At 70.2% G+C, this 23485-nt stretch carries 25 protein-coding genes; 6 read left to right on the top strand and 19 right to left on the bottom strand.

Annotated features, from left to right (window positions below):
- Positions 1-23: 23 nt before the first annotated feature.
- Positions 24-1181 (bottom strand): methyltransferase, encoded by a 1158-nt coding sequence (locus OG609_RS39090; RefSeq protein ID WP_327277142.1) that lies wholly within the window; start codon positions 1179-1181, stop codon positions 24-26.
- A gap of 69 nt (positions 1182-1250) precedes the next feature.
- Entirely contained in the window at positions 1251-1451 is a 201-nt protein-coding gene (locus OG609_RS39085; protein WP_327277141.1) for a hypothetical protein, read from the bottom strand.
- A 251-nt stretch (positions 1452-1702) separates the two neighbouring features.
- Here OG609_RS39085 and OG609_RS39080 point away from each other — a divergent pair, with 251 nt between their 5' ends.
- Positions 1703-2527, top strand: a complete 825-nt coding sequence (locus OG609_RS39080; protein ID WP_327277140.1) for an endonuclease I family protein — start codon at positions 1703-1705, stop codon at positions 2525-2527.
- Between the two features lie 32 nt (positions 2528-2559).
- Here OG609_RS39080 and OG609_RS39075 read toward each other — a convergent pair whose 3' ends face one another.
- The 3 genes from OG609_RS39075 to OG609_RS39065 all read right to left on the bottom strand — a co-directional run bounded on the left by OG609_RS39075 (position 2560) and on the right by OG609_RS39065 (position 4126).
- A complete protein-coding gene (locus OG609_RS39075; RefSeq protein ID WP_327278338.1) occupies positions 2560-2952 on the bottom strand; it encodes an STAS domain-containing protein in 393 nt (130 codons plus the stop codon).
- A complete protein-coding gene (locus OG609_RS39070; protein ID WP_385648973.1) occupies positions 2949-3515 on the bottom strand; it encodes a hypothetical protein in 567 nt (188 codons plus the stop codon). Before OG609_RS39070 ends, OG609_RS39075 begins: the two co-directional genes overlap by 4 nt.
- Before the next feature lie 116 nt (positions 3516-3631).
- The gene (locus OG609_RS39065; protein WP_327277139.1) at positions 3632-4126 is read right to left on the bottom strand and encodes a DUF1269 domain-containing protein; all 495 of its coding nucleotides are present in this window, start codon (positions 4124-4126) and stop codon (positions 3632-3634) included.
- A 128-nt stretch (positions 4127-4254) separates the two neighbouring features.
- Here OG609_RS39065 and OG609_RS39060 point away from each other — a divergent pair, with 128 nt between their 5' ends.
- Both OG609_RS39060 and OG609_RS39055 read left to right on the top strand, forming a co-directional pair.
- Positions 4255-5370 carry a baeRF3 domain-containing protein gene (locus OG609_RS39060; RefSeq protein WP_327277138.1) on the top strand — a complete coding sequence of 372 codons (1116 nt, stop codon included), beginning with the start codon at positions 4255-4257 and terminating at the stop codon, positions 5368-5370.
- A 139-nt stretch (positions 5371-5509) separates the two neighbouring features.
- A complete protein-coding gene (locus OG609_RS39055; RefSeq protein WP_327277137.1) occupies positions 5510-5833 on the top strand; it encodes a plasmid stabilization protein in 324 nt (107 codons plus the stop codon).
- A 28-nt stretch (positions 5834-5861) separates the two neighbouring features.
- Here OG609_RS39055 and OG609_RS39050 read toward each other — a convergent pair whose 3' ends face one another.
- The 7 genes from OG609_RS39050 to OG609_RS39020 all read right to left on the bottom strand — a co-directional run bounded on the left by OG609_RS39050 (position 5862) and on the right by OG609_RS39020 (position 14752).
- Positions 5862-8249, bottom strand: coding sequence for a phosphoketolase family protein (locus tag OG609_RS39050; protein WP_327277136.1), 2388 nt, complete (start codon positions 8247-8249; stop codon positions 5862-5864).
- A 10-nt stretch (positions 8250-8259) separates the two neighbouring features.
- Positions 8260-9684 carry an NADP-dependent succinic semialdehyde dehydrogenase gene (locus OG609_RS39045; protein WP_327277135.1) on the bottom strand — a complete coding sequence of 475 codons (1425 nt, stop codon included), beginning with the start codon at positions 9682-9684 and terminating at the stop codon, positions 8260-8262.
- A gap of 184 nt (positions 9685-9868) precedes the next feature.
- Entirely contained in the window at positions 9869-10378 is a 510-nt protein-coding gene (locus OG609_RS39040) for an ATP-binding protein (RefSeq protein WP_327277134.1), read from the bottom strand.
- Between the two features lie 174 nt (positions 10379-10552).
- A complete protein-coding gene (locus OG609_RS39035) occupies positions 10553-12652 on the bottom strand; it encodes a xanthine dehydrogenase family protein molybdopterin-binding subunit (protein ID WP_327277133.1) in 2100 nt (699 codons plus the stop codon).
- 42 nt (positions 12653-12694) lie between these two features.
- Entirely contained in the window at positions 12695-13681 is a 987-nt protein-coding gene (locus OG609_RS39030; protein WP_327277132.1) for an FAD binding domain-containing protein, read from the bottom strand.
- Positions 13678-14244, bottom strand: coding sequence for a 2Fe-2S iron-sulfur cluster-binding protein (locus OG609_RS39025; protein ID WP_327277131.1), 567 nt, complete (start codon positions 14242-14244; stop codon positions 13678-13680). The genes OG609_RS39030 and OG609_RS39025 overlap by 4 nt, the downstream gene beginning before the upstream one ends.
- A 112-nt stretch (positions 14245-14356) precedes the next feature.
- Positions 14357-14752, bottom strand: coding sequence for a hypothetical protein (locus tag OG609_RS39020; RefSeq protein WP_327277130.1), 396 nt, complete (start codon positions 14750-14752; stop codon positions 14357-14359).
- 591 nt (positions 14753-15343) lie between these two features.
- Between OG609_RS39020 and OG609_RS39010 the strand changes: the two genes are divergently transcribed.
- Positions 15344-15712 (top strand): DUF6479 family protein, encoded by a 369-nt coding sequence (locus OG609_RS39010; RefSeq protein WP_327277129.1) that lies wholly within the window; start codon positions 15344-15346, stop codon positions 15710-15712.
- Positions 15713-15835: 123 nt separating this feature from the next.
- Positions 15836-16666 carry a VOC family protein gene (locus tag OG609_RS39005; protein ID WP_327277128.1) on the top strand — a complete coding sequence of 277 codons (831 nt, stop codon included), beginning with the start codon at positions 15836-15838 and terminating at the stop codon, positions 16664-16666.
- 22 nt (positions 16667-16688) lie between these two features.
- Here the strand turns inward: OG609_RS39005 and OG609_RS39000 are convergent, their stop codons facing one another.
- A complete protein-coding gene (locus tag OG609_RS39000; protein ID WP_327277127.1) occupies positions 16689-17204 on the bottom strand; it encodes a DUF6328 family protein in 516 nt (171 codons plus the stop codon).
- A 193-nt stretch (positions 17205-17397) separates the two neighbouring features.
- On the opposite strand from OG609_RS39000, the gene OG609_RS38995 reads away from it, so the two are divergent.
- Positions 17398-17787 carry a VOC family protein gene (locus OG609_RS38995; RefSeq protein ID WP_327277126.1) on the top strand — a complete coding sequence of 130 codons (390 nt, stop codon included), beginning with the start codon at positions 17398-17400 and terminating at the stop codon, positions 17785-17787.
- 69 nt (positions 17788-17856) lie between these two features.
- Here OG609_RS38995 and OG609_RS38990 read toward each other — a convergent pair whose 3' ends face one another.
- The 6 genes from OG609_RS38990 to OG609_RS38965 form a co-directional block, all read right to left on the bottom strand.
- Positions 17857-18348 (bottom strand): GNAT family N-acetyltransferase, encoded by a 492-nt coding sequence (locus tag OG609_RS38990; protein WP_327277125.1) that lies wholly within the window; start codon positions 18346-18348, stop codon positions 17857-17859.
- Between the two features lie 62 nt (positions 18349-18410).
- Positions 18411-18815 (bottom strand): J-domain-containing protein, encoded by a 405-nt coding sequence (locus tag OG609_RS38985; RefSeq protein ID WP_327277124.1) that lies wholly within the window; start codon positions 18813-18815, stop codon positions 18411-18413.
- Between the two features lie 148 nt (positions 18816-18963).
- Entirely contained in the window at positions 18964-19905 is a 942-nt protein-coding gene (locus OG609_RS38980) for a hypothetical protein (protein WP_327278336.1), read from the bottom strand.
- 174 nt (positions 19906-20079) lie between these two features.
- Entirely contained in the window at positions 20080-20877 is a 798-nt protein-coding gene (locus OG609_RS38975) for a tyrosine-protein phosphatase (RefSeq protein ID WP_327277123.1), read from the bottom strand.
- Between the two features lie 200 nt (positions 20878-21077).
- Entirely contained in the window at positions 21078-21362 is a 285-nt protein-coding gene (locus tag OG609_RS38970) for an SHOCT domain-containing protein (RefSeq protein WP_327277122.1), read from the bottom strand.
- Positions 21363-21457: 95 nt separating this feature from the next.
- Positions 21458-23419 carry an ABC transporter permease gene (locus OG609_RS38965; RefSeq protein WP_327277121.1) on the bottom strand — a complete coding sequence of 654 codons (1962 nt, stop codon included), beginning with the start codon at positions 23417-23419 and terminating at the stop codon, positions 21458-21460.
- Between the last annotated feature and the right edge of the window lie 66 nt (positions 23420-23485).

Genomic DNA, 23485 nt, shown 5'->3' with positions numbered 1-23485 from the left:
GGCCAGGACGTCTCCGGCGGGCGTCAGCGCTTGACGGCGCGCAGGACGACGAACTTCGGGTCGCCCGCGACCGTGGTGCAGTTGCCGAAGATCCGGCGCAGCTGGGTGTGGTAGCCGAGATGCCGGTTGCCGACGACCCACAGCTCGCCGCCCTGCCGCAGTGCGGCGCGCGCCCCGTGGAACATGTTGCGGGCCGTTGCGTCGGTGGTGGCCTGGTGGGAGTGGAACGGCGGGTTGTTGAGCACCAGGTCCACACTGGCGGGCGGCAGCCGTGTCGGCCCGTCGCCGACCACGAAGTCGGCCTTGGCGTCCGGGCCGGTGTTGGCCCGGAAGGTCTCCTCGGCGGAGGCGACCGCCTGGTACGACTCGTCGATGAAGGTGACCGTCGCTTCGGGATTGGCGAGCGCGGCGGACAGCCCGACGACGCCGTTTCCGCAGCCGAGGTCGACTACCCGGTCGGGGCCGCTGCGCGCGGGGAGATGGCCGAGGAAGAAGCGGGTGCCGATGTCGAGGCGCTCGGCGCAGAAGATCCCGGCATGGTTGGTGACCGTCCGGCCGGAGACCGGACCGACGCCCTCGGGCAGGTCGTAGCGGTGCGGCCAGGGGCTCGGCGTACGGGCCAGGGCCGGGTCCGGGCTGCAGAAGATGAGCCGGGCCTTCTTGACCGCGAGGGAGGTACGGGTCGGGCCGATGATCCGCTCGAAGAGCTTGAGGGTGGAGGTGTGGATCTCCTTGACCATGCCGGTGCCGATGACGACGGTGCCCGCATGGACGGCCGGCGCGAGCCGGTGGAGCTGGTCCTCCAGGAGCGCGAGGCTCTTCGGGACACGTACCAGCAGGACGTCGATACGGTCCGGCGGTGTGTCCCTGGCCGACAGGAGGCGTACGGCATCCGCGTCCACGCCGTTGCGGTCCAGATTCGCCAGGGTCGCGCGCTGCGCCAGGTAGGAGTCGGTGATCTGTACGGGGCGGTGCCCGGCGAGCACGGTGCTCAGGGCGCCCCAGCGGTCGCCCACCACGACCACGGCGCCCGACAGGTCGACCGGTTCCGCCTCGTCGGTTCCCTCCAGCCGCCGCAACAGATACTCATCGGCGGCGTCCCAGGCACGGAACGGGTCGCGCGGGTCCTCGGGGAAGCGGGCCAGGTCGTACCCGGCCCCTGACGTAGTCAAACGGTTCATTGTGCACCCAGGCTAGCCGAGCTGCGGGAAGCGCCCACACACTCCCCGCGTCGGCCGCCGGGCCATGCGCTAAGGCAGCGCCTTGTCGATCGCCGCCCGACCCTCCCGGGCGAGCCTGCGCTCCGCCCACTGAAGATTCTTCGGAGTCAGGTCCCGCCCTGAGGCGAGCACCAGGTCCTCTGCCGACGGATTGTCGCTCCCGCCGGTGTGCAAGAGGCTGTCGGGAGTCACTCCCCGAGCTGCGGATACGGATTCGGACTCGTCACTCATGCCGCCTCCTCGTCCTTTCGGTCATTCTCGCCCCGCGCCCGGCCCGCCGCATCCGATGCCTCCCCGATCCGCTCCCGGCGCCACGGACAAGCCCTCACTTGACCTGCACATGATAGGTACACAGCGTTCACACCATGGTGACGGTGCGTGTGGAAGGCTCCCGCTGACCACGTACCACACGACCGCCGTGGCGCCGCCCCCCACCTTGTGACGGCTTCGCGGTGCCCGCTTTTTCGGAGAGGACACCCCACATGTCCCGTCGTCACCTTCATTACCGGCGCCCCCTGCTGGCGACCCTTGCCGCGTTCGCGGCACTCGCCGGTACCGCGGCCGCCGCGCCCGCCGCCACGCCCCAGGCCGCGCCGGTCGCCGCGACACCGCTCGGCACTCTCGACGACACGTACTACCAGGACGCGCTCGGCAAGTCCGGAACCGCACTCAAGAGCGCTCTGCACACGATCATCAGCAGCCAGACCAAGATCTCCTACAGCCAGGTCTGGGACGCCCTCAAGAACACGGACGAAGACCCCGCCAACCCCTCGAACGTGATCCTCCTCTACTCCGGGCGCTCCGAGCCCAAGAGCGACAACGGCGGCTCGGTCGGCCAGTGGAACCGCGAGCATGTCTGGGCCAAGTCCCACGGCGACTTCGGCACCGCCACCGGCCCCGGCACCGACATCCACCACCTGCGCCCGGAGGATGTCACCGTCAATTCCATCCGCGGCAACAAGGACTTCGACAACGGCGGCAGCGCGGTCAGCGGCGCACCGGGCAGCTACACCGACAGCGACTCCTTCGAACCGCGCGACGCGGTCAAGGGCGATGTGGCCCGCATGATCCTCTACATGGCGGTGCGCTACGAGGGCGACGACGCCTTCCCGGACCTCGAACCCAACGACCGTGTGTCCAACGGCTCCGCACCGTACATCGGCCGCCTGTCAGTACTGAAGGCGTGGAGCCAGGAGGACCCGCCGGACACCTTCGAGAAGCGGCGCAACGACGTCATATTCGACCGGTACCAGCACAACCGGAACCCGTTTGTCGATCACCCGGAATGGGTCGAGTCCATCTGGTAGAGGGACAGACTCGGACCAGCTCCTTCCCCGTTTCAGTCGGCCAGGCCGCTCGCGCACCAGGCCATGGCCTCCTCACGGGAGTCGAAGGGCCGAAGGGCTGTGCGCTCGTCCTGCTCCCCGGCGCCGGGGAGCAGGACGAGGCGGCCCGCCGGGTCGGCCACGGCGGTACGCACGCCACCTTCCACGAGCCGGCCGAGTCCGCTCTGCAGCACCGCCAGGGCCACCGAGTCGGTGTCGGTCACCTGCCGCAGATCCAGCACCGCGGCCCCCGTCTCCTGCGGTCGCGCCTCGTCCAGGGCGTACAGCACCCGTTCGGCCGCGGTGAAGTCGAGAGCACCCTGGGCGGCAACGACCGCGACCCGTTCGCGCCGGGCGCCAGGGCATCGGTGACGGCTTCGGCGGCGCTCACCCGGCCCGGCCGTCAGCTGCGCTCGGCCTGGGCGATCCGGGGGAACGTCTTGACGCCGGCCGCCTTGCGGCTGTTGGCGTGCTGGCTGACGGTCCGGCCGGGCGGGACGTCCGCGAAGCCGAGCACCACGGAGTCGAGCACCTTCTGGGACGAGTCGACGAACTCCACCTTGACGGCATAGAAGGCGGCCTTGTCCGTGCGGTTGGTGACGCGGACGAGGGCGCTGCGGAACTGCTCGGACTTCGCGACCGGCAGTCCCGTCACCGAGACGTCCGTGGCCGCGTTGCCCCGTCCCTTGACGCCTGCGAGCTGCTTGGCGGCCTGCTGCCGGTTGCGCTCGGCGGCGGCGGAGACCGAGGCCGCGAATTCCTGCTGGCTACGCGGACTGGCGCTCGCGGACCGGGTCATGGCCGGTTCCGGGGACACCGTACGGGTGCTCCTGGCCGTGCCCTGCGAGGAGGTGCCGGAGCCGCCGCAGGCGGCGGTACCGGCGATGATCAACACGGCCAGCATGGCTGGGGGGAGGTTGCGGGCTGCGCGGCCGCCGAGGGCGTGCCGCAAGGGGCTGGTCGGGTTCACGGACGCTCCGTCTGCTCGGAAGGGCGTAAGGGAGATGGAGAGGTATGGAGAGATGAGGAAATGGGGGTGAGGCAGAGACGGTGCGGGGAACCCGGACCGCCGGGCTCCCCGGTCGGTCAGGCCGCGTCCTCGCCGAAGATCTCGCGCAGCCGCGCATCGCTCGGCGTGTCCAGGTTGCTGTGGAGCAGTTCGGCTCCGCCGTCGGGCAGGGCGTCGCCGATCCGGTCGGGCACCTCGTTCATGGTCAGCAGGAACAGGGCCGAAGTCCCGGGCGTCACCTTCTCCTTGACCTCGGCGATGAAGTCGTCGTCGATGCCGACATCGGCCAGCTTGCCGCCCAGCGCCCCGGCCGCCGCGCCGATCGCGGCGCCCAGCAATGGCATCAGGAAGATCAGCCCGAACAGCATTCCCCAGAACGTGCCGCTGAGTGCGCCGGCACCGACGAGGTTGATCAACTGCTTGGTCCTGGGCTTCGCCCGGTCGGCGGGCCAGCTGACCACGGCCGCGTCGAGGATCTTGATCAGCCCCTGCTTCTGGAGGGACTTGAGCACGGTCTCCACAGTCTCCGCTCCCTCGGCCGACTGGAACTTCCACACGGTGAGCGTGGACATCGCGCGTACCTCCTGGGGCCGATATTGAAGAACTCGCTCATATTAGGTTCAAAAGGTATGAATTGACTCGTCGAATTCACCCGCTTCACTCGGGAGCGGATGCCAGCCGAAGCCCCTGGGAGAGAACGATGGATGCGGACGCCCTGACCGCCGGCCTGTTGCAGGAACTGCGGGCGGCCAAGACCTATCCGGCCCTGTCCCTGACCATGGCGACGCACCGCCGCGCTCCGGACAACGCCCAGGACACCGTTCGGCTGCGCAACTTGGCGTCCGAGGCCGTCAGTCGGCTGGAGGCGGATCCCGCGGTCACCCGCGAGGCCCGCAACGCCATCAAAGAGCAGCTCGACCGGGCGGTCGACGAGGTGGACCCCCGCCGGGCCCTGGACGCCCTGGTCGTCCTCGTCACCGCCGACGAGCACCAGATCTGGCAGCTTCCCCGTACTGCACCCGAGCGGGTGGTCCTCAGCGACACCTATCTGACCCGCAACCTGGTCGCGGCGAAGGCCCAGGCCCAGCCGTTCTGGGCGCTCACCGTGTCGGCCGAGCACGCCGCCCTGTGGAGCGGCACGGCGGACGTCCTGCACGAGGAGCGGACCGGCGGATTCCCGCTGACGGCTCCCAGGGAGGCACCGAACCCGCAGCGCGAGGAGCGGATCGGCGACACGCCGAGCACCTTCAGCGACGAGGAGACGCGCAACTTCCTGCGCACCGTCGACGAAAAGCTGCGCGCGGTATTGGCGACGGACCCGCGCCCGCTGTATCTGGTCGGCCTCGCCCCCGCGCTCGCCCTGCTGGACGAGGTCGGCGAGAGCGCCCGGTCGGCCGTGGGCCGGGTCACCAGAGGTGTACCGGCCGACATGACACCGACCGACCTGCTCAAGGAGCTGCGGTCGGCGCTCGACGAGCGGCAGCAGCGGTTCGCGGCGGAGATCGACGGCAAACTGGACGAAGCGCGCGGCCGGCGTGCCTTCGCCGGTGGTCTCGACGAGGTGTGGGCCGCGGTACGGGAAGGCCGCGCCGGACTGGTCGCGGTGGAGGAGCACTTCCAGCAGACGGTACGGGTGACGGACGCGCACCTCGGACCGGTGAGCGGCGAAGCCGCGGACCTCACGGACGGCTCGGTCCGAGAGGACATCGTGGACGAGCTCGTCGAGGCGGCGCTGGACAGTGGCACCGACGTGGTCTTCCTCGCGGACGACTCGCTCGCGGAGTACGGGCGGATCGCGGCAGCCCTGCGCTACTGAACAGGGCGGCAGCACGCCGTACGCCACATCGGGTACACGGCAGGCATGCGGGCTCCGGGGGCCGCTGGGACACTGGGGAAGGGCCCGATCGAGCCCCCGGGCCGAGTCCTGAGGCAGATCCCAGAGAGAGGAGCGCACCATGCCACGCGGATCCGATGCCAAACGGGAACGGCAGTACGAGCACATCAAGGAGAGCGCGCAGGAGCGCGGGGTCAGCGAGGAGCGGGCGGAGGAGATCGCGGCCCGTACGGTCAACAAGGAGCGCGCCCGCGCCGGCGAGTCGAGGACCGCGAGCCGTACCTCCATCGAGGACATGTCGTCCTCGCGGCGCGGCGGTCTGCGCTCCCACAGCGGAGCCGAGGGTCCTACTCGCGACCAGCTCTACGAAGAGGCGAAGAAGAAGAACGTCCACGGACGGTCCCACATGACGAAGGCCCAGCTGGCAAAGGCTGTCGGCCGCTGAGCCCACGTCGCGGGAACCCGGGGCGGTGTCAGCCGCTCCAGGTCCAGTCGGCCACCTCGGGCAGGTCCGTGCCGTGTTCACGGATCCAGGCGTGGTGGCGGGTACGGACATCCGCCATCGCCTGGCGTACCGCCACGGCACGGACGCCGAGGCCGGGCACCCGGTCGATGGCATCCATGACCAGTCGGTAGCGGTCCAGGTCATTGCGGACCACCATGTCGAAGGGCGTGGTGGTGGTGCCCTTCTCCTTGTAGCCCCGCACGTGCAGATGGGCATGGCCGGCTCGCCGGTAGGCCAGTCGGTGGATCAGCCACGGGTAGCCGTGGTAGGCGAAGATCACCGGGGCGTTCCTGGTGAACACCGCGTCGTACTCGTAGTCCGGCATTCCGTGCGGGTGCTCCCCCTGGGGCAGCAGCCGCGTCATGTCGACCACATTCACCACCCGTACCGCCAGTTCCGGCAGATGCCTGCGCAGCAGATCGGCTGCCGCCAAAGTCTCCAGGGTGGGTACGTCGCCGGCGCAGGCGAGCACCACGTCGGGTTCGCGGCTGCCGTCCTCCGTGCCCGCCCACTCCCACACACCCGCTCCGCGGGCGCAGTGCGCCCGGGCCTCGTCCATGGTGAGCCAGTCGAAGCTCGGCTGTTTGCCCGCCACGATCACATTGACGTAGTCCCGGCTGCGCAGCGCATGGTCGGCGACGGAGAGCAGGGTGTTGGTGTCCGGCGGCAGATAGACCCGTACGACTTCGGGGCTCTTGTTGAGGATGTGGTCGACGAAGCCCGGGTCCTGGTGGGAGAACCCGTTGTGGTCCTGGCGCCAGACGTGCGAGGTGAGCAGGTAGTTGAGCGAGGCGATGGGGCGGCGCCAGGCCAGCCGGCGGGATGTCCTGAGCCATTTGATGTGCTGGTTGACCATCGAGTCGACGATGTGGGCGAACGCCTCGTAGCAGGAGAAGAGACCGTGCCGGCCGGTGAGGAGGTACCCCTCCAGCCAGCCCTGGCACAGATGCTCGGAGAGCACCTCCATGACACGTCCGTCGCGGGAGAGGTGCTCGTCGGTCGGCAGGATCCGCTCCTGCCACGCCTTGCCGGTGGACTCGTAGATGGCGTCGAGCCGGTTCGACGCGGTTTCGTCGGGGCCCACGACCCGGAAGTCCCGGCGTTCGGAGGTGGCGGCCATGACGGCCTCCAGCAGGCCGCCGAGCACCCTCGTCGGCTCGTGCAGCACGGTGCCGGGCTTGTCGACCTCGACGGCGTGGTCGTCCAGCGGCGGGATCGGCAGATCGCGCAGGAGCAGACCGCCGTTGGCGTACGGGGTCGCGCCGAGCCGGGCAGCGCCTTCAGGCACGCAGTCGAGCACCTGGGCAACAGGGCGCCCCGATGTGTCGAAGAGTTCCTCCGGCCGGTAGGAGCGCATCCACGCCTCCAGCTGGCGCAGATGTTCGGGGTTGTCCCGGACGCCGGGCAGCGGGACCTGATGGGCACGCCAGGTGCCTTCGACGGGCACCCCGTCGACCTCGGCCGGGCCGGTCCAGCCCTTGGGGGTGCGCAGCACGATCACCGGCCAGTGCGGGCGCTCGGTGTCGCCGCCGGCACGGGCGGCGGCCTGGAGTTCCCGGATGCGGTCCACGGCCCGGTCCATCGCGGCAGCCATCGCCCGGTGGACGGTGAGGGGGTCGTCGCCGCCGACATACAGGGGGTCGTGCCCGTAGCCGCGCAGCAGGGCGTCGAGTTCCGGCTCGGGAAGGCGGGCGAGCACGGTCGGGTTGGCGATCTTGTAGCCGTTGAGGTGGAGGATCGGGAGGACGGCTCCGTCGTGCACCGGGTCGAGGAATTTGTTGGAGTGCCAGGACGCGGCGAGTGGTCCGGTCTCGGCCTCCCCGTCGCCGATGACGCAGGTGACGAGCAGGTCCGGGTGGTCCAGGGCGGCACCGTAGGCGTGAGTGAGTGCGTAGCCGAGTTCGCCGCCCTCGTGAATCGAGCCGGGAGTCTCCGGTGCCACATGGCTGGGCACCCCGCCGGGGAAGGAGAACTGTTTGAACAGCAGCCCCATGCCCTGGGCGTCACGGCTGACGTCCGGGTACGTCTCCGAGTAGCTGCCCTCCAGCCAGGAGTTGGCGAGGACAGCGGGTCCGCCGTGGCCGGGTCCCCAGACGCAGAGGCCCTGGACGCCGCGGGACTTGATGATGCGGTTGAGATGGGTGTGGACCAGGTTCAGTCCGGGTGAAGTGCCCCAGTGGCCGAGCAGGCGCGGCTTGATGTGCTCCCGGGTGAGCGGCCGGGTCAGGAGCGGGTTGGCCATCAGATAGATCTGGCCGACGGCCAGATAGTTGGCGGCCCGCCAGTGCGCGTCGAGGGCCGCGATCTCTTCGTCGGAGGGGCCGGGCGTCACTGCCGGGTGGGCGGCATGACTCATGTTGTGTCTCCTAGGACGTGGCGCCGACGGGATCGGGGCCGTACCAGACCGTGGTCGCGTTGCAGAATTCGCGGATGCCGTGCCCGGAGAGTTCACGTCCGTAGCCGGAGCGCTTCACGCCGCCGAAGGGCAGCGCGGGATGGGACGCCGTCATGCCGTTGAAGAAGACACCACCCGCCTCCAGATCGCGCACACAGCGACGGGCCTCGTCCGCGTCGCGGGTCCATACGTTGGAGCTGAGTCCGAAGGGGCTGTCGTTGGCGAGCGCCACGGCTTCGTCCAGCCCTTCGACGCGGTAGAGCGTGGCGACGGGGCCGAAGGTCTCCTCGCGGTGGATGCGCATGCCGGTCGTGATTCCGGTGAGGACGGTGGGGGCGTAGAACCAGCCCCGCTCCAGCTCAGGGCCCAGGTCGTCGGGCCGGCCGCCTCCGCAGAGCACGCTCGCGCCCTGCCGTACCGCGTCGTCCACCAGGTCCTCCAGGTCGGCGCGGCCCTGTTCGCTGGAGAGCGGTCCGACGTCGGTGGATTCCTGCAGCGGGTCGCCGACCGTCAGATCACGCATGCCCACGGTGAACCGCTCGGCGAACTCGTCGTACACCTCCGTGTGCACGATGAATCGTTTGGCGGCGATGCAGGACTGGCCGTTGTTCTGCACGCGGGCGGTCACGGCGGTCCGGGCGGCCCTGGCGACGTCCGCCGACGGCATGACGAGATACGGGTCGCTGCCGCCCAGTTCCAGCACGGTGTGCTTCACCTCGTCGCCGGCGATCGACGCGACCGAGCGGCCGGCCGGCTCGCTGCCGGTGAGGGTGGCGGCGGCGACCCGGCGGTCGCGGAGGATCGACTCGACGGCTCCGGATCCCACCAGCAGTGTCTGGAAGCATCCCACGGGGAATCCGGCCCGGCGGAACAGGCCCTCCAGATACATCGCCGTCTGCGGGACGTTCGACGCGTGCTTGAGCAGGCCGACGTTCCCGGCCATCAGTGCGGGGGCGGCGAATCGTACGACCTGCCAGAGCGGGAAGTTCCACGGCATCACGGCGAGGACGGCGCCCAGCGGGCGATAGTGGACATAGGCCCTGGAGGCACCGGAGTCCTGCACATCGTCCGCCGGCGGATGCTCGTCCGCGAGAAGTTCTTCGGCGTGGGCCGCGTACCAGCGCATCGCCTTCACGCACTTGGCGGCCTCCGCTCGGGCCGCCTTGACGGGCTTGCCCATTTCGGTGGTCATGGTGCGCGCGATGTCCTGCACGTCCTCGTCGAGAAGACCGGCGGCCAGATTCAGCAGGCCGGCCCGCTCGTCGAATCCGGTGGTGCGGTACTGCCGGAACGCGGTGTCGGCGGCGTCGAGCTTCTGCTCGATCTCCGCCTCTCCCAGTGCGTCGAACGTTCTGAGCGTCTCGCCGTTCGCGGGGTTGACCGTCGCGATGGGCATGACTGGGGCCTCCTTGCCTCGCTACTTCGACCGTGCAGCGCCGCGCGCCGTGCCGCAACGCGGGCCTTGCCGGGCGGATACCCGACCGGCGCGGACCAGGCGTGCGGTGCGCACGCCGTCCGCGCCGGGAGGTGAAGCGTTCAGCGGGTACGGAAGCCGGCAGTACCGGTCCTGGTGGCCCGACTCAGACGAGAGCGGGGGCGGAGTCGGATGCCGTCGTGGTTTCGGGAACCGGATCCGGAACAGCGACGGGCGGACAACGGAACTCGCCCGCACCGGGCAGCGGCGGCAACGGCAGCAGGTCGACGGTGCGCGGCTCTTTGGCGTACCGGGTGAACCAGACGACTTTGCCGTCGGCCGTGCGGCAGGTACCCCAGCTGTCGCTCAGGGCCATGACGCGGCTGAGACCACCGCCGCCGGTGCTGAGCAGCCGCGGCATCTCGGAGCCGTTGTCGGCGACAGAGACCGTGAGATGCCGCCCGGACCATCGGAGTTCGACGACACAGTTGTTGTCGTCACCGACATGCCGGTGGACATTGGTCAGCAGCTCCTCCACACCCCGGCACACCGGCCGGATATGAAGTTCGAGACTCCAATGGCGGAGGTGCGCGGCGATTATCCGCCGCAGCTGCGAAACACGCTCTGCCGAAACCTGGAGTTCGACCAGATAGTGCCGGTCGAATTGAACGGTCATCGTCGAGGCTCCTCACATCGAGGCCCACTGACTTCGCCCCATTGAACCAACGACCCCCCGCATACGAAGAGTGAGCAGATGTCACTTCTGGGTCACTCAACAGGGTGACCCTGCAGAGCCGGACGCGCAACACAGAGGCCGAGGGGCCTGCCGTACAAAAAGTATCTGCCCAGGTCAGAGCAGATACGGCAGCAGCGTGTCCGGGGTGAGAGGAAGGCTGCGCAGCCGGACGCCGGTGGCATGCCGGACAGCGTTGCCGACAGCCGCCGCGGCGCCGACGATGCCGATCTCGCCGATGCCCTTGCTGCCCATCGGGTTGAGATGCGGGTCGTCCTCGTCGATCCAGTGCACCTCGATCTCCGGTACGTCGGCGCAGACCGGCACATGGTAGGAGGCGAGATCGCTCTCGGTGAAGTCGCCGAAGACGGGGTCCATGGTGCTGCCCTCGGTCAGGGCCATGCCGATTCCCATGGTCATACCTCCGATGAACTGGGAGCGCGCGGTACGGGGGTTGAGGATGTGCCCGGCGGCGAAGACACCGAGCATCCGGCGCACCCGCACTTCTCCGGTGCGGGAGTCGACAGCGACTTCGGCGAAGTGCGCACCGAACGCATGCCGTGCGTACGGGGACTCCTCGGAGGTCTCCTGCCCGGTGTCCGCGAAGATCGTCAGCCCCTCGGCCGGAAGGGGGCCGGTGCGCTCGCGCAGCTGCCGCAGGAGCGCAGTGGAAGCCTTGTGCACGGACCAGCCCCAGGAGGCCGTGCCCGAGGAGCCGCCGGCCAGCGGGGCGTCGGGCAGTTCGCTGCTGCCGATGTCGATCCGGACGTTCTCCACCGGGGTGTCCAGTACGGAGGCCGCGATCTGCGCGAGTACGGTGCGGGCGCCGGTGCCGATGTCGGTGGCATTGACCTGGATGCGGTACGAGCCGTCGGGGGCCGCGTGTGCCGAGGCGCTGGAGCCGGCGATGTACACGGGGTACGTGGCGGACGCGACACCCGTACCGACCAGCAGCGGACCCTCTTCTCGGACCGCGGGGCGCGGATCGCGGTCGTACCAGCCGAAGCGTGCGGCACCCTCCTCCAGACAGGCGGCGAGGCCTCGGCTGCTGAACGGGCGGCCGGAGTCGGGATCGTCGGCCGGATCGTTGCGCAGGCGCAGTTCGACGGGGTCCATGCCGAGGGCCGCGGCGAGTTCGTCCATGGCGGATTCCAGCGCGTACATGCCCGGGGCTTCGCCCGGTGCGCGCATCCAGGAGGGGCTCGGCACATCCAGGGCGGTCACACGATGGGTGGTACGGCTGTGCGCCGACCCGTACATGATGCGGGCCGGGACGGCCGCCTGCTCCACGAACTCCTTGACGGTGGAGGTCTGGGTGATGACCTCATGGGAGACCGAGGTGAGGGTGCCGTCGAGTTCGGCACCGAGCCGGAGGCGCTGCACGGTGGGCGGGCGGTGGCCGACCACGGCAGCCAACTGGCGCCGGTCCAAGGCGACCTTGACGGGGCGTCCGGTGTCGCGCGCGGCCATGGCCGCCAGGACGGCCTGCGGGCGTGTGGTGCCTTTGCAGCCGAAGCCGCCCCCGACGTGTTCGGAGACCACGGTGACCTGCTGCGGCCGGAGCCCGAAGGCGGCGGCGAGGCTCTCGCGGACCGTGGTGGAGCCCTGATTCGAGTCGTGTACGTGCAGGTGCCCGTCCTTCGTCCACTGCGCGGTGGACGCGTGTGGCTCCATGGGGTGGTTGTGCAGGGCGCCGATGGCGTAAGTGGCGTCGACCTGTACAGGTGCCGTGGCGAAGGCCCGGTCGGCGTCGCCGCGTTCACGGACGGCGGGGTACTCGCCGTTGACGGTCTCCGGCGTGTACAGGCCGGGGTGCTTCTCGGACAGAAGGACATCGTGCTCGGTGGCCTCGTACGCGATCCGCAGTGCCTCGGCCCCGGCACGGGCCTGGTCGAGCGTGTCCGCCACCACGAGCGCGATGTACCAGCCCCGGTGCGGGACCCGGTCGTCCTGGAGGACGGCAAGGATCGGGTCATCGGGCTGCTTCAGCCGCGGGGCGTTGTCGTGGCTGAGGACGGCATGCACGCCCGGCAGGGCCAGCGCCTCGTCGGTGTGGACGGCGCTGACGCGGCCGCGGGCGATGGTGGCGGGGACGGGCCAGCCGTACAGACAGCCCGGCGGGGTGTGCTCGGCGGCGTAACGGGCGGCGCCCGTGACCTTGTCCCGGCCCTCGCGGCGTGCGACGGGGGTGCCCAGTGGTGGAGGGGCCTGGCTCATGACGGGGTCCTCACGTCTGCGGGTCGGCGTTTGTGCGGTTGCTCAGCTGTCGGCGGCGAGTTCGGCCAGCGCGTCGACGGCCAGATTGCGGGCGAGGCCCACCTTGAACGCGTTGTCGCGCAGCGGCCGGGCCGTGGCGAGTTCGGCGTCCACGGCCCGTTCGAAGGTCTCGTCGGTCGCCGGTGCGCCCCGGAGTGCGTCTTCTGCGGCATGTGCGCGCCAGGGTCGGTGGGCAAGCCCGCCGAAGGCCAGCGCCGCATGCTCGATCCGGCCGTCGCGGACGCTCAGTACCGCGGCGACGGACGCGAGGGCGAACGCGAACGAGGCGCGGTCGCGGGCCTTTCGGTAGAGGGAACCGGCGCCGTCCGGGCTCGGCGGCAGGACCACCTCGGTGATGAGCTCGCCGACCCGGATCTCGGTGTCCCGGTGGGGGGTGTCGCCCGGCAGCCGGTGGAATTCGGTGGCGGATACGGTCCGTTCGCCGTCCGGCCCGTGCAACTGAACGGTGGCGTCGAGCGCGGACAGGGCCACGGCCATGTCGGACGGGTTCGTGGCGACACAGTGCTCGGAGTGGCCGAGCACGGCGAGATCGCGGTGGGCGCCTTCGAGGGCGGGGCAGCCGGTGCCGGGTTCCCGCTTGTTGCAGGGCTTGGAAGTGTCCTGGAAGTAGGGGCACCGGGTGCGCTGCAGCAGGTTGCCGCCGGTCGTGGCGGTGTTGCGGAGCTGCCCGGATGCGCCGGACAGCAGTGCCTGCGACAGGACGGGGTAGCGGGTGCGTACAGCGGGATGGGCGGCCAGGTCGCTGTTGCGTACGGTCGCGCCGATCCGTAGTCCGCCGTCGTCGGTGTCGGCCACCTGGTCCAGGGGCAGTCGGCTGATGTCGATGAGCAGGTCGGGGGTTTCCACTCCGAGCTTCATCAGGTCGACGAGGTTGGTGCCGCCGCCGAGGAATCCGGCGCCGGGGTGGGCGGAGCTCTCACGGACCGCTTCGGCGGTGGACCGGGCGCGGAGGTAGGCGAATGGTTTCACGGCGCCACGTCCTCGATCGCCTCGACGATACGGGGGTAGGCGCCGCAGCGGCACAGGTTGCCGCTCATCCGCTCGCGGATCTCGGGGGTGTCGAGCGGCGCCGGGGTGGATACGGGTGCGGTGCGAGCGGTGACATGGGACGGGAAGCCGTCCGCCGCCTCGCCGAGCATGCCGACCGCCGAGCAGATCTGGCCGGGTGTGCAGTAGCCGCACTGCAGGGCGTCGCGGTCCAGGAAGGCTTCCTGGACGGGGTGGAGCCGGTCGCCGTCGGCGAGGCCCTCGACGGTGGTGATGTCGGCGCCGTCGTGGGCGACGGCGAGCAGCAGGCAGCTGTTGGCGCGCCGTCCGTCGACGATGACGGTGCACGCCCCGCACTGTCCGTGGTCGCAGCCCTTCTTCGCGCCGGTGAGGTCGAGGTGTTCGCGGAGCGCGTCCAGGACCGTGGTGCGGTGATCGAGCGTCAGAGTCTGCTCGGTTCCGTTGATGTGCAGTGTCAGGGTGGAACGGTCGCCAGTTGCTCCCGGCTGTTGCGTACCGTCGTCCCGCCCGCGAGAGGGGTCCACTCACTCGCACCTTTCAGGGGTGGCCTTTTGTCCGCTTTCTATCAGATATGCATTACCTTCCTGCCTCATTGCTCCGTCGCCGGGCCGTGGCCTGTCGGCTCTCTCGGCTTTCTCAGCTCTCCCGGCTTTTCAGGCGGAGGCGTACCTCTTCCTCCTGATCTCCGGAGACCGTCCCGACGACCCGTACGTCGAAGGCATGCGCCAGGCTCCGCCGGAGCCGTTCGACCGCCCAGTAGCCGCCCTGCACATCGATCGACACGGGTCCGCCGAGTGAGACCGGTCCCGAGACCACTCTCTCCTCGGTGACATCGACCGTCGCCACCCATGCGGTGGGGCGCCTTTCCGCGAGTTTCTTCGGTACGTCGACCGAGGCCCGGTCAGTGGTGAAGGCGGCCCGCAGCGCGTCGAAGACCATCCGCGCGTCGCCCGTATCGCACCCGCTGATGACGACAGAGACGTCCTCGACGTGCGAGCTCTCCTCCGTCTGCTTCTCCTTGATGCTGTTCACCGCGGTTCCTTCCGCTCGGCGTTGTGTGGTGCGTCCCCGCGCTGGGGGCCGACGGTGCGGACGGGGTCCTCGGCGGAGGCGATGCCTGCCGCGAAGATCCCGAAGCGTGTGCGGGCCGAACCGGCGAGCAGGGCGAGCCCGGCCCCGACGGCGGCGCCGGTCGGCCGCGGCGGCCGAGGAGCGCCGCACCCACCCGGCCGGCCGCGGTCAGGATGCGGGCGGAGCGCAGCAGCGCACCGGCCCGCCCCTGCCGGTAGGTCTCGCCCACCATGCCGAGCCGACGCTCCGCGGCCCGGCCGGTGCGTTCTCGCATGTGGGGGCCGTGGCCGGAGCCATCCCCGGACCGGCCATCGGCTGAGCGGATTCGGCACTCCCATCGCTTCCCTCCAGCGATTCGAGGATCCTCTCCAGGCTCGCCCCACGGCTGGGTGACGGCGACACGAAGCCGTCGGCAAGTGGTTGGTCCAGGCGCCGGGGCCCCCTCCGATCACCCCCGTGCGGAACCAAAACACTTTTAGGTTTATATCCACTTAAAACATGAATTCACACTCATTACCGAGTGATGCCTCTGCCTCGGGGTATCCGGGAGGCATGGACGTATCGAACGGAGACCTCAGTTCGCTGGCCCTCACCCTCGCCGACGGGCGGGGCGCAACCGGCGCGATCATGGGCATTGTCGGAGTGGCGCTGGTGGGCGTGCTGATCGGTGCCGTCTGGCTGGGCAGGCGGCGCCGAGCCCAGGAGCTGCCTCCGCCCCGGCCCGAGGAGCAGCCGCTGCGGCCCGACCACCGGAGCCATATCGAGCAACGCGATGTCCACGGCGACGACAGCTTCCCGCCCGACGGCCGGGGCCTGTCCCCCTATGAGCTCGGTGACCACGGAAGCGAGACCATCCATCGCGACAGCGACGAGCAGCGTGACCGGCCTCCGGGAGACCAGGGGACGCAGGCGCCTCACTGAGCAGCTGCGGCGAGGCAGACGGGGTGCTGCGTGTTGCGGGAGCGACCGCTCGCGGTGAGGCTGGTGAGGCCCCCACGGCCGCCGTCACGCGCGGGCCGCAGAACCGATGAAGGCAGTAGGACCATGACCGGAAGCCATCCTGGGACGGCGTCGATGCCGGCGCCGCTGACCGGATCCGCAGCGCCCTGCTGGGTCAACCTCATGACCCGCGACCTGGAATCCGCGCAGGAATTCTACGCCGCCGTGCTGGGCTGGACCTTCCGGCCGGGCAAGCTGGGGCAGGAGTTCTCCGTCGCACGCCGCGGGGATGTGCCGGTCGCCGGCATCGGCGCGGTGGCGACCGCCTACCGGGTTGCCGTGGCCTGGACCCCATACTTCGCCGTTCCCGACGCCGACGCGGCGGCCTCACGCATCCGTGAGCGCAGCGGCACGGTCGCGGTGGGACCGCTGGCACTCGGCAAGGGGCGCGGGGCCCTGGCGGCGGACCTCGACGGTGCGGTGTTCGGCATCTGGGAGAGGACCGAGCCCGCGACTTCGCCCCCCGCGCCGGACGACCGCTCGCACGCATGGCTGCGCCTGCACACCAGGAACGCCTTCGATGCGGCGATCTTCTACGGCGGGGTGCTCGACTGGGCGAGCGGGCGGCCCGGTTGCTGCGAGGTGTCGTACGAGAAGGACGAGGTCATCGTCGAGTGCGACGGGCGTCAGCTCGCCCGGATCAGCTCCGGTGCGGTGGAGGCGGCACCCGATCCGCTGGTCCGCCCACACTGGCAGGTCCACTTCCCCGTCGCCGATCTGGCGGCCACGGTCGAGGCGGCGCGACAGCACGGCGGCAGTCTGGTCGAGCAGCGTCCGCTGGGGCAGGGCAGCAGCGAGGCGACCCTGCTGGACCCGGACGGCGGGCTCTTCACGGTCACGGACATCCGGGGCCCCGCTGCCGGCGATTCCGGCTGAACGGATCTCCCTCGTACAGCGGTCACTTCTCGCGCTGGAGTGAGGAGCGGGCCAGCGCCCGGGCCGGGAACACGAGCCAGCAGACCAGGAACCAAAGCGCCATGCCGCCGACCAGCCACAGGGCGAGAGGGTTGTGCAGGGCCACCCGCAGGATGAGCAGCAGTGCGGAACACATGGTGCACAGCAGCAGGACCAGCCCGAGCACGGTCAGCCGTGACGCCCAGGTGACCGTCTGTGGCTTGAGCCGACGTCCGGTGAGCAGCCGGTGGTACGACACGGGCCCGATGAGGGCGGCGACAGTGGCGGAGCCCAGCATCACGGTGACCACATAGATGGTGCGGTCGGTGTCCGACAGCTCGGTGAAGCGCGGCTGGAAGACGACGGCGAGCAGGAAGCCGAACAGGATCTGGACGCCAGTCTGGGCCACCCGCAGTTCCTGGAGCAGTTCGTTCCACTGCCGGTCCGCCCGTTCCTCCGGCGTCTCGTGGCGGCCTGTTTCGCGGCCCGGACCGCCGGGGAGGTGGGGTGTCGAGGTCACCGTGAGCCTCCGTCCGAATGCGCGGAGTACTTCGCCTTCCCCTCCTCCCCCACCGTAGACCTCACACCGGGCACACCGGGCCTCGACGACCGGCACGACCCCGCCTAGGATCTTGAGTACGGCATCGCGCGTCGGTCACCGGCCGGGTGAGGCGTGGAGGTGCCCGTGAGATGCCCGTTGGAGGCATTCCACAGTGTCAGTCGAGTTGAATCACACCATCATTCACGCCCGGGACAACCGGCAATCCGCCGAGTTCCTGGCGAACATACTGGGTCTGGAAGTCGGCGGGGAATGGGGCCCGTTCATACCGGTCGCCACCGCGAACGGGGTCACTCTGGACTTCGCAACCATTCCCGAAGCGTCGATCGTCATGCAGCACTACGCCTTCCTCGTCTCGGAGGCGGAGTTCGACACGGCGTATGCCCGCATCAAGGAGCTCGGGATCACGCACTACGCGGATCCGCATCAGAAGCATCCGGGCGAGATCAACCACAACGACGGCGGCCGCGGCGTCTACTTCCTCGATCCCGCCGGTCACGCCATGGAGATCATCACGCGTCCGTACGGGGGCTGGACCTCGTAACACGACGCACTGGAAAGGGGGTTCGGCCGGGGTCCGTGCACGGGTCCGGCCGGGCCCTTCCGCGTCAGGTCAGGCGACCGGCAGTACCAGTTCGGGCCGGTCCCACATCACGGCGGGCGGGTTGGCCGCGAGGATGCCGGTCCGCCGGGCCCCGACACTGCGGTAGAAGCCCTCGGCGGGCGGATGCGAGACGATGCGGACGCCGGTCAGGCCGGCGCTCTGCGCCTCGTCGCGCAGGTGCCCGATGAGCAGCCGCCCGATGCCGAGCCCCTGCGCATCGTCGGCGACGAACATGAGGTCGAGTTCCGGCGGGGCGAGGATCAGCGAGTAGAAGCCGAGGAGCCGGTCGGTGCCGGGCTCGACGGCCGCGAAGACCTGGTGGGTCTCGATGTAGTCGGGCCCCACCCGGTATCCGGCGACCATGGCGGCGTAGGGCCCCTCATAGGCGCGGGATTTCCTGACCAGTCGGGTGAGCCGCTTAGTGTCCCGTGCGGTCGCCCGCCTGATTCGTACGGTCTCGCTGCGCACACCGTCACCCGGACGCGTAATGCTCGATGTCATGGGGCGAGTATTACGCATCCGGCTGCGGGGGACCCACTCCCGGGTCCGCGGGCTCCCGACCGCTACGACGGTCCGCGCGCGGCGCGCCACTCCTCGACCATGGCGTCGATGTCGAACGGCTTGAGGTTCAGCAGGGGACCCGGCGGTGGCCGCCTGATGGCTGCCCGGATCTTCTCGTTGACCTCTGTCAGCATGCGCCGCACCTCGGCCTCCGTCCGCGCCCCGGGCACGGCGTCGCGCACATCCTCCGCCTCTTTGCGCAGCGCCAGTGTCGGCGGGAGCACCGACACCCCTTCCCGCTGCATCTTCTGCTTGATCCACCAGGTCTCGTCGTAGGGAGCGTCAAGGCCGTCGAGCGGCTTACCGAATCCCGGCAACTGCGAGAAGTCGCCACGTTGCTCGGACTCGCGGATCTGCTTGTCGACCCATGATTCGAAGCTGACGCCCGCAGGCTTGCGTTCGGTCAACGTACGCCCCTCTCGGAGGATTCGTGATCCTGCCCTTTCACGATACCGAGTGGCCGCAGGAGCACCCGCTGTGCCCACGTCGCCACCTCGCAACGGGCGCCGACGCAACGCCGTTTCGGGGTCCGGGGGGCACACCCCCGTGCCCGCTTCAGTGCGCGTGCCCGCCGGATGCCCCTGTCCCGCTCTCCTCATGGCCGGCGACACCCTCCCCCGATGCCACCACCGGGACGGTGAACGCCGCGGTGCGGACCTTCCCTGCATGCTGGAAGTCGAGGAAGAGCCTGTACGTACCCGTACTGGGCGCCGTCGCCGTGAAGGACACCACAGGCCCCGGGCCGCCCTCGTTCGGGTGGACGTGCAGATAGGCCAGGTCGCCCGAGCGCAGCGCGACCAGGTGCCCGTACGCGCCGAGGTAAGGCTGCAGATCGGTGACGGGCCGGCCGTTCCGGCTGACGGTCAGCTTCAGCTCTCCGCCCTGGCCGGCGCGGAGTTCGCCGTCGAGTGCGACGCGATAGCCGTCCACCTCGGCGGTGGTGCGCGGGACCGGCAGAGCCGCGGGGCGGTAGGTGCCGGAGACCGCCAGATCCGCGCCCAGCGTGAGGTTCTCGGCACCCTCGGCGGCCGGCGTGAAGTCGGCGAACGCCCGGTAGCCACCCGCCTCGGGCAGGTCGACGGGGGTCGACCAGGTGCCGTCGGCCGCGCGGACGGGGTGCAGGTGCCGGAATTCGGTGAGATCGCTCGACGCAAGGATGAAGTGCAGTTCCTTGCCGTGCTCGCGTTGATAGGCGGTGACCTTGCGGCCGCTCTCATCCGTGATGGCGAACCTGATCTCGGTCCGGGCCCCTGCTCGTATCGTGGGTGTTTCGAGGGCCAACGTGTAACCGCCGTCGGAGATCTGCAGTCCGCCGGCCACTTGATCCGTCGCCCCCCTCGCCCCGCCCCCCTCTCCCGCGCCGTGGCCGGCATGCTGCTGCGCGGGGCGGTCCTCAGCGGCCACGAGCGGGTCGGCACCCCTCCCCACGCCGTACGCGGTCCCGAAGGTCGCGGCGAGCGCGGCGGCGAAGGCCGTGATCCTCAGTGCGTTGTTCATGACGGTGTCCTCCATCGGGTCCATCGGGAGACGGCGCTCCGCGATGGGACCCAACATACCCCCTGGGGGTATCAAGTCAACCCGGGAGTGCGTTCATTGCCTGCCGATTGCTTCACACTCCCGCGAGAGACCGGCCGACGACACCGGGGAGGGACCGGGGTCTCGGCGTCCGGCTCATGCGGACACCACGAGCCCGCTGCGCAGCCGCTCCACCGCGGCCTCCGGAATTCTCAGGCCGTCGCGCACATACCCGTCGAGCCCGCCCCACCTCTCGTCCATGGCGTCCAGCGCCGTGTCGAGATAGCGGGGGCGGACCTCGATGATCGCGGACGCGATCTCCGGGTCACCGCCCGCATCGAGGAAGCCCTGTACGTACGGGGCATAGGCGACCCGAACGACCGGGTTCACCGCGAGGAACTCGGCCCGCACCACATCCCGTGACGCACCGACCAGCATCAGCAGCAGCGCGGTGGCCCAGCCCGTACGGTCCTTGCCGGCCGTGCAGTGGAAGAGCACCGGGCGGGCCCGGTCGTCGGCGGCCGTCTCCACGAAGGCCCGGTAAGCTGCGGCGGCACCCGGCGAGAGCACCATCTGACGGTAGGTCTCGGCGAACATCTCCTCGGCCTTCCCACTCCCCAGCAGCTGCTCCGCCTCGACCGGATCGGCGAGCAGCGCGCGCAGCCGGGCGGGCGCCACACCCGGGTTGTCGCCGAGCACATCGGCGACGAAGAGCCGCGCACCGGGCGGCAGCCGGTCGGGGGCCGCCGCACGCTCGTCGGCAGTGCGCAGATCGACGACGGTACGGATGCCGAGCGCCTCCACCGCCATGTCCTGCGCCGCGTCCAGACCACTGAGCTGGCCGGAGCGCAGCACGACGCCCGGCCGGACCCGATGGTCAGGACCCAGAGCGATGCCGCCCAGGTCGCGAAGGTTGACGACGGTGGATGCCGGGACGGCCCTGGCGGTTTGCACGATGAACTTCCCCTTTTCCCGACACGTATCCGAATTGATTCGACCTGGCCGGATCAAACGTCGCACGCGGTCGGGAGATCGACAAAGTAAAACGCCGGAGGAGCACCGATCGACGACATCGAAGGAGATAAAGGAAATGCGAAATTGCAACCGCCCCCCTTCAGGTCAGGGGCACGGGATACTTAGACGGCGTCCTGGTCTTAATGGGCCATGCTTCCGCAGTAACTCGCTCGACATGGAACAGTTGTCGGCGCGTGGGCGGGGCCGACAGCCGTTGATTTCTCGACTGCACGATTCCCCGCGGCGGTACGACCGGATCGGTCCGCCAGGATCTTCGCCTTCTGGGCCTCGAACTCGGCATCGGTCAGGATGCCCTGCTTCTTCAGCTCGGCCAGCCGCTCCAACCGGCCGATGAGATCGTCCGCAGGCGGTGCGGCGGGGGCCTGCTGCTGTGCGGTCTGCTGCTCCGCGGCATATTGCTGCACCTGCCCTTGGGCGGCTTCCTGGGCGTCGCGTGCGGCGAACTTCGCCTGCTGGTGCTGCTAATCACCTGCAACCGGTGGATACAAGGGTGATTCCGTCACAGGGTGACGACGGTGACCTCGGTTGCCTTCACGCTGGTCCAGACGGCCGTCCCCTCGCTGAGAGCCAGCTCGGTCGCCGCCTCGGGGGTGATCTCGGCAACCAGGTCCGGAGCCTCGTCGGAGACGATCACCACCCGGAGCCGGCTACCCACGGCGGTGAGCTCGCGAACCGTTCCGGACCAGACGTTGCGGGGGCTTCCCCCGGGCCTGTCGTGGTGCACGGCGACCGCTTCCGGCGCGATGATCGCAAGGGCTGCCGTCCCCTCGGTGAGGGAGTCCGCGACGACCAGGCGGCCGCCGCCGGCGAGGGCGAGGGTGCCGTCGGGGGCAGCGGTCCCGGGCCAGGCGTTGCGGCCGAGCATCCGGGCGACCCACGGCGAGCGCGGATGCCGGGTCACCTCGGCAGGCGCCGCGTACTGGAGGGTGCGGCCCTCGTCGAGTACGAGTACCCGGTCGGCCAGTGAAACCGCTTCGACGGGGTCGTGGGTGACGATCAGACAGACTCCGCCGAACCCGGCGAGATGGGTGCGCAGGGTGTGCCGGACGTGGGCGCGGGTGGTCTGGTCGAGCGCGGCGAGCGGCTCGTCGAGCAGCAGCAGCCAGGGGCGGGCGGCGAGCGCCCGGGCCAGGGCCACGCGCTGGGCCTGGCCGCCGGAGAGCTGGCCGGGCCTGCGGTGGGCGAGGCGGCCGACGCCCAGCCGGTCGAGCCACTGCTGCGCCTCGCGGCGGGCCTCGGCCCGGGGAACGCCGTGGGCGCGGAGCCCGTACGCCGTGTTCGTCAGTGCGCTCAGATGCGGGAAGAGCGCACCGTTCTGCGGCACCCAGGCCACCTGGCGGCGGTGCGGGGGCAACTCGGTGACGTCGGTTTCGCCGAGGCGCAGCCGGGCCCGGGCGCGCGGGGTCAGACCGAGAAGGGCGCGCAGGAGGGTCGTCTTGCCCGCGCCGTTGGGTCCGACGACGGCGATCGTGGTGCCGGGCGCCGCGTCGAGGGTCAGCCGGTTGAAGCCGGTGACCTCGGCGTGCAGCGACCGGCGTTCCTGCGGAACCGGAGGCATTTCGTCGCTCCGTCGGGCGGCCTGAGCGCCTGCTGTGTCCGTATCGCCCCTGCCGTCCACGTCGTCGGCCGCGGGCTCGGGGCCGCGTGAGCGGTCGCGCGGCGCTCCGGTCCAGCGCCCGCGCAGAGCGACGAGTACGGCCATGGCTATGGCGAGCAGGAGGAGCGATACCGATGTGGCGGCCTCCGGGGAGTCCTGGAGCAACAGGTAGACCTGGAGGGGCAGTGTCTGGGTGGTGCCCGGCAGGTTGCCCGCGAAGGTGATGGTCGCACCGAACTCGCCGAGCGCCCGTGCCCAGGTGAGTGCGGCACCGGCGGCGAGACCGGGGGCGACCATCGGAAGGGTGACCGTGAAGAACACCCGGGCCGGTGAGGCCCCCAGCGAGGCGGCGGTCTCTTCGTACGAAGGGCGCAGACCGGCCAGTGCTCCTTCGAGGCTGATGACGAGGAACGGCATCGCGACGAAGGTCGCCGCGACCACCGCGCCCGAGGTGTGGAACGGCAGCGTGATCCCGAAGGTGTTCTCCAGCCACGGTCCGAGCAGACCCCGGCGGCCGAAGCCGAGGAGCAGTGCCACGCCTCCGACGGTGGGCGGCAGCACCATCGGCAAAAGGACCAGCGAGCGGACGAGCGCCTTGCCGGGGAAGTCGACCCGGGCCAGCAGCCAGGCCAGGGGCACCCCGAGCAGGAGCGAGAGGCCCAGCGCCCAGAACGAGACGAGCAGGGACAGCCTGAGCGCCTGCGTGACACCGGGGCTGGTCAGATGAATGCCCAGGTCGGCCCAGGAGGTACGGGCCAGGATGCCGATCAACGGCATCAACAGGAACGCGATGGCGAGCAGCGCGGGGAGCGCGAGGGCGACAGGGGTGCGCGCGCCGGGCACACGGCTGCGGAGGGCTTTCATCGGAGGTTCCCGGGATCGGTCGGTAGGTGCAGGACTGGCTCAGCCGCAGGGGCTGCCCCGGTTCCC

The organism is Streptomyces sp. NBC_01224, assembly GCF_036002945.1.
In the GTDB taxonomy this organism is placed as follows: Bacteria; Actinomycetota; Actinomycetes; order Streptomycetales; family Streptomycetaceae; genus Streptomyces.
This window is presented reverse-complemented; position numbering and strand designations above follow the sequence as displayed.

What these genes read in the sequence shown, in the direction of transcription:
- OG609_RS39090 (WP_327277142.1), bottom strand. Translation starts at nt 1,181, where the DNA reads ATGAACCGTTTGACTACGTCAGGGGCCGGGTACGACCTGGCCCGCTTC.
- OG609_RS38965 (WP_327277121.1), bottom strand. Translation starts at nt 23,419, where the DNA reads ATGAAAGCCCTCCGCAGCCGTGTGCCCGGCGCGCGCACCCCTGTCGCC.
- OG609_RS38980 (WP_327278336.1), bottom strand. Translation starts at nt 19,905, where the DNA reads ATGAACAACGCACTGAGGATCACGGCCTTCGCCGCCGCGCTCGCCGCG.
- OG609_RS38990 (WP_327277125.1), bottom strand. Translation starts at nt 18,348, where the DNA reads ATGACATCGAGCATTACGCGTCCGGGTGACGGTGTGCGCAGCGAGACC.
- OG609_RS39050 (WP_327277136.1), bottom strand. Translation starts at nt 8,249, where the DNA reads ATGAGTCATGCCGCCCACCCGGCAGTGACGCCCGGCCCCTCCGACGAA.
- OG609_RS39005 (WP_327277128.1), top strand. Translation starts at nt 15,836, where the DNA reads ATGACCGGAAGCCATCCTGGGACGGCGTCGATGCCGGCGCCGCTGACC.
- OG609_RS39035 (WP_327277133.1), bottom strand. Translation starts at nt 12,652, where the DNA reads ATGAGCCAGGCCCCTCCACCACTGGGCACCCCCGTCGCACGCCGCGAG.
- OG609_RS39085 (WP_327277141.1), bottom strand. Translation starts at nt 1,451, where the DNA reads ATGAGTGACGAGTCCGAATCCGTATCCGCAGCTCGGGGAGTGACTCCC.
- OG609_RS39045 (WP_327277135.1), bottom strand. Translation starts at nt 9,684, where the DNA reads ATGCCCATCGCGACGGTCAACCCCGCGAACGGCGAGACGCTCAGAACG.
- OG609_RS39010 (WP_327277129.1), top strand. Translation starts at nt 15,344, where the DNA reads ATGGACGTATCGAACGGAGACCTCAGTTCGCTGGCCCTCACCCTCGCC.
- OG609_RS39055 (WP_327277137.1), top strand. Translation starts at nt 5,510, where the DNA reads ATGCCACGCGGATCCGATGCCAAACGGGAACGGCAGTACGAGCACATC.
- OG609_RS39060 (WP_327277138.1), top strand. Translation starts at nt 4,255, where the DNA reads ATGGATGCGGACGCCCTGACCGCCGGCCTGTTGCAGGAACTGCGGGCG.
- OG609_RS39065 (WP_327277139.1), bottom strand. Translation starts at nt 4,126, where the DNA reads ATGTCCACGCTCACCGTGTGGAAGTTCCAGTCGGCCGAGGGAGCGGAG.
- OG609_RS39080 (WP_327277140.1), top strand. Translation starts at nt 1,703, where the DNA reads ATGTCCCGTCGTCACCTTCATTACCGGCGCCCCCTGCTGGCGACCCTT.
- OG609_RS39040 (WP_327277134.1), bottom strand. Translation starts at nt 10,378, where the DNA reads ATGACCGTTCAATTCGACCGGCACTATCTGGTCGAACTCCAGGTTTCG.